At 51.5% G+C, this 4536-nt stretch carries 4 protein-coding genes; all 4 read right to left on the bottom strand.

Annotation, left to right across the window (positions count from 1 at the left end):
• Positions 1 to 1249: hypothetical protein (locus tag VMT62_02965; GenBank protein ID HVN95366.1), on the bottom strand; the 1249-nt coding region annotated here is incomplete at its 3' end.
• A gap of 709 nt (positions 1250 to 1958) precedes the next feature.
• Entirely contained in the window at positions 1959 to 2423 is a 465-nt protein-coding gene (greA, locus tag VMT62_02960) for a transcription elongation factor GreA (GenBank protein HVN95365.1), read from the bottom strand.
• Positions 2424 to 2537: 114 nt separating this feature from the next.
• The gene (gene nspC, locus VMT62_02955) at positions 2538 to 3878 is read right to left on the bottom strand and encodes a carboxynorspermidine decarboxylase (protein HVN95364.1); all 1341 of its coding nucleotides are present in this window, start codon (positions 3876 to 3878) and stop codon (positions 2538 to 2540) included.
• Between the two features lie 58 nt (positions 3879 to 3936).
• The coding region (locus tag VMT62_02950; protein ID HVN95363.1) for a saccharopine dehydrogenase C-terminal domain-containing protein at positions 3937 to 4536 on the bottom strand (600 nt) is incomplete at its 5' end.

Raw genomic sequence — 4536 nt, 5'->3', positions numbered from 1 at the left:
GCCAGGTATTTTCGTAAAAGCGGATCATCGAGAGATGAGCGTGGATAACACCCTTATCCACTTCGATAAAGTGGCGTGTTATTGGGGAATCCTTGAGATAGAGTTTCTCGTATGTTTCCCGAAACCGTTCCTTGCACATGTGGAGAGTTTCATATTTCTTAGGGTAAACGAACCCGGCATCAAAGAAAAACGTCAGTAAATCCTCCAGGTCCACTTTCGCAAACGCATGCGATCTATCCTCCTGTAGCTTCTGGAGGAAAGCAAATAATTTACCCTGGTCCTGAACGCTCATGTCTGTGATAACCATCCACCACTTTACCACCTGCTGTCCGTCGTCACCCTGTACAATCCCTGAACTGACTTGCGCGCTGCAGACGAGCGAGAGACCAGGAACCGGTTCAAGCTCCACGGTGGGGATAACCAGGCCCGCAGTAAGGGCGGCGCTTTCATAATACTCTAAAACTGAAAACCATCGTGACGAGATTTCGTCCACCTCCAGGCTCATTCTTTTGCTTGCGAGAGGATGGCGGAACGAGGCGCTCCATGGGGGCGCAAGCATATGCCCGTCACCATTCGGCTTGTCTTTACGTGATCTGCCAGGCGTGGGCTCGAGTACCAGGGCATGCTCACGCTTGGACTCGGTTTGCCTGATTATGCTGCACTCCCCGGTGTAGAGCACTGTCTTCCCGTCTGAAAGAACCATATAGAGTGGAAGTTTTTCATTAAGAGAATCGAACGTCTGAGGTGGCTCCATCGAGACAAGAACACGAAAGGAGTGCATGGTAAAATCATCAAGAATCCCCGAGAAGGTCGCGGCATCCTGCATCAGCGTCACCTGGATACCCTCAGAGGCATATCTTCTCGCTCTTCGGAGGCGAAAGCCACGGCACTCTTCCGGAAGTACGAATGTTACGCCTGCCTCATTCATTTCAGACGCTTGAGGATCCACGATCAGGAGGTCCAGGCCTTTGTCGATCATAAAGTTCTTGGCTTTATACAAGGTGCCAATATTTCTAGGACACGGATCAACCCAGGTGCATTCAAGGGTCTCTCCGGAACAGGGCCTCGGATACGCACGGAGGAAGAGGGGACTACCGTAGCGAATATGCTCGAGATGCACAATGACGGGCTCCTCCATAAAATTGATACAGTTGAGGCTGTCAACCAACTTCTTCTTTGTGATTCTTTGCGTCCCGACTTGGACTTCGCCTCTCAACTCCTGACCCGACCTCTCCACGCCGCTCATCATAAACCTCCAGGCCTCAGGACTTTACAGGTGTCTATTTTGCGAAGTAGCAGAGTAGTCTTCTGGTCACGCTGCACCGAACCACGCGCGAACCAAAGCGTTGTGAGGTAAAAGAGGTGCCTGCCTGAGATGCAGTACCGGGCAGTCCTTTCAAAACAAATATCCCCTCGCACCTTCTCCGCTCTCCCCCCGAAGAACGTAAATGGCTCCAACTTTACCTATCGGATATAGCCGTTTTTCCATTGTACAACTGTACTATGTCTCCTTGTCAAGTTTTTTCTTAAATTTTTTTAATCTTTGTCGGGTGGGCCGAGGAAGTTACTAAAGGACGACACCATGGGACAGCCTGGTCACCTCAGCGGCAACCTCTGTCACCCTGGGATCAATGGAGGATGGGTCCCGCGGTCATGGGCGGCAAGCAAAAAGCTCCACCACCCGTGAGAAGCAACACGGGTACCCGGAAGAGTTGCGAGATGCGACGGATAAAGATTTCGATTTGAGGATTATGAAGGGCTGAATTTCGATGGATGCCGTTGCCGCCCGCAACCGAAGGGTTTGGTCTCGCGCGGGTGCCCGGCTAGCACAGTGCGTCGATCGAGAGGCGTACCCTGGGGGCGACCCGTGTGCAATAAGAGTCGGAGTTTATAGGGCTGGCTCATCACGGGTACCCCAAAACAAAGGCAGGCGCGAAAGGCGGCCCGTCATAGCGCACCTACCCGACTTTGATGACCTCGTACGTCCGCTCTCCCCCCGGCGCTGAAAACGTCACCTCATCGCCCACCCCTTTGCCCATGAGTGCACGTCCCAGGGGTGAACTTATGGAGATGGTCCCCTTCTGGATGTCACATTCATACGGCCCCACAACCGTATAGGCAACCTCTTCATCCGTGTCGAGATTTTTCAAGCAGACGCGATATCCGAAATCCACTGTTCCGTTTTGAGAATCCTTTACATCCCGAATCTCGGAGTTCTTGATCGCTTCGTCGAGCTCTGCGATCTTTTTCTGGAGAAATTGTAATTCCTCTTTGGCTGCTTCATACTCAGCATTCTCAGAGATGTCACCGTGCGCCCGTGCCTCTTCTATGGCAAGGAGGATTTTGGGTCTCTTGGTGTTCCGCAAGAACTCAAGCTCTTTCTTGAGATTATCGTACCCCGTTCTTGTTATGGGATATTTCATGATCGCTCCGGGAAAATAATAGGGTAAGCTTTGTTAAGGATAACCATTTTACCATATACGTCAGATATATTCAAGAAAGATGCCGCAAGGGACGTCCCTGCCCCGGGAAGACGTTCAGGACTGTCGTCCTTTGTAGTCATTATAGCCGAACCTCTTTACTATCTCGAGTTTGCCCCTTTTCCTGAGTACTGCAATGTCCGGGAGACTTATTCCGTTAAATGTAGTGTTTTTCACGATACTGTACAGGGCCATGTCAGAAAAGACCAGCCTGTTCCCTCTCTGCAGCGGCCGGTCCAACGAGTAATCACCCATCACATCACCCGCAAGGCAGCTCGGTCCTGTAAGCCTGTACGTATAGTGTTTCTCGTTGGCAGGCGCCGATCCCAGCACGTGCGGCCTGTACGGCATCAGCAATACGTCCGGCATATGCGTCTCCGCCGATGCGTCGAGTATGGCGATTTGCATCCTGTTTTTTACAATGTCCAGTACTGATGTTATCAGAACGCCCGCGTTATAGACACTCGCCTCGCCGGGTTCCAGATACACCTGGACGTTATACTGTTTCTTGAATTTGTTTACTGTTCTGATGAGTCGCTCCAAGTCGTAATTATCACGCGTTATATGGTGACCGCCGCCGAAATTGACCCATTTCAGGCCTTTAATGTATTCCCCGTAGAGTCGTTCAAAGGATGCCAGAATTCTCTCGAGCACATCCGAATTCTGCTCACACATGGCATGAAAGTGCAACCCGCTTATAAGATGCGCATACTTCGGGAATTCTTCCCTTGCCGCATTGTGAGTTATCCCCAAGCGGGATGCCGGGGCGCAGGGATCATACATCTTCGTAGCAACCTCTGAGTGTCCGGGATTCACCCTGAGGCCTATTTCCAGCCCGCTCTTCTTCGCCCGTTCCCCATACTCCTCCAACTGATAAAAGGAGTTGAATATGATCGTGTCGGAGTAGCCGAGTATCTGATCGATCTCTTCTTCTTTGTACGCTGCTGCAAAGGTGTGGACCTCTTTCCTGAATTCTTCTTTGCCGAGCTTTGCCTCGTTCAGTCCGCTTGCACACGTCCCATCAAGGTATCTGCGCATCATTGGAAAAGTAGCGAACGAGGCATATGCTTTCAACGCGTGCAATACCTTGCAGCCCGTTCGGTCCTTAACGTACCGCAGGAGCCGCATGTTCTCCTCGATGAGCATTTCATCGAGGAGATACACGGGCGTACTTATTCGTTCTTTTGCAAGTCTGAGGAATCTCTTCTCTGCCGCAGCGAAGCTTTTCTTCCTGGAGTCTTTGAGGAGGCGCGTCAGCGATCGCCGTCCGCCGGCATCGAGCCCTTTAAGGACCTCTACCCTTGCGGCCAGCGGCAGTGCGTGGTATACGGCTGGTGCGTCCGCATCCTTTATTGAAACAGCGAGGATGGCCTCTTGAATCTCTCTGCCATTTTTCATCAGTCTGCGCCCAAACTCCTGGAACGCAATTTCCGGGGTGTTCGGTTAGCTCTTCTTCTTATACCTTATCCGAGAGTGGTCCGTGTTCAACAATCTGCCACGGAAGACCGTAGTTGTTTAAGGCCTCCATGAACCTGTCCGGATCCAACTGTTCGATGTTAAAAACCCCGGCTTCCCGCCACACCCCTGTGAGCACCATCATTGCGCCGATCATGGCAGGCACTCCGGTCGTGTAGGCGATTGCCTGCGTCCCGGTTTCCCTGAAGGCTTCTTCATGATCACACACATTATAAATATACCTGGTGATGCTCTTCCCTCCCTTTCTTCCGGTCATGATATTTCCGATGACCGTCTTGCCTGTGTAGCCCGTTCCGAGAGAGACAGGCTCGGGGAGCAGAGCTTTAAGAAACTTTACAGGAACAATCTTGTGTCCCTCGTAGTCAACCTCGTCTATTCGCGTCATGCCGACGTTCCGGAGAACCCTCAGGTGGGTAAGGTAGTTGTCAGAAAAGGTCATCCAGAATCGGGCCCTTTTCAACCCCTTTATGTTCCGCACCAGTGATTCCAGTTCTTCGTGGTAGAGAAGATAGCTTTCCTTTGTACCAACTGCGGGATAATCAAAACTGAAGTGGACACTGCCTTCCTCGATTATCGCTGG

This window comes from Syntrophorhabdaceae bacterium (assembly GCA_035541755.1).
GTDB lineage: Bacteria > Desulfobacterota > Syntrophorhabdia > Syntrophorhabdales > Syntrophorhabdaceae > PNOF01.
The sequence above is the reverse complement of the archived record's forward strand: the minus strand, read 5'-3'. Positions and strand labels throughout refer to the sequence as shown.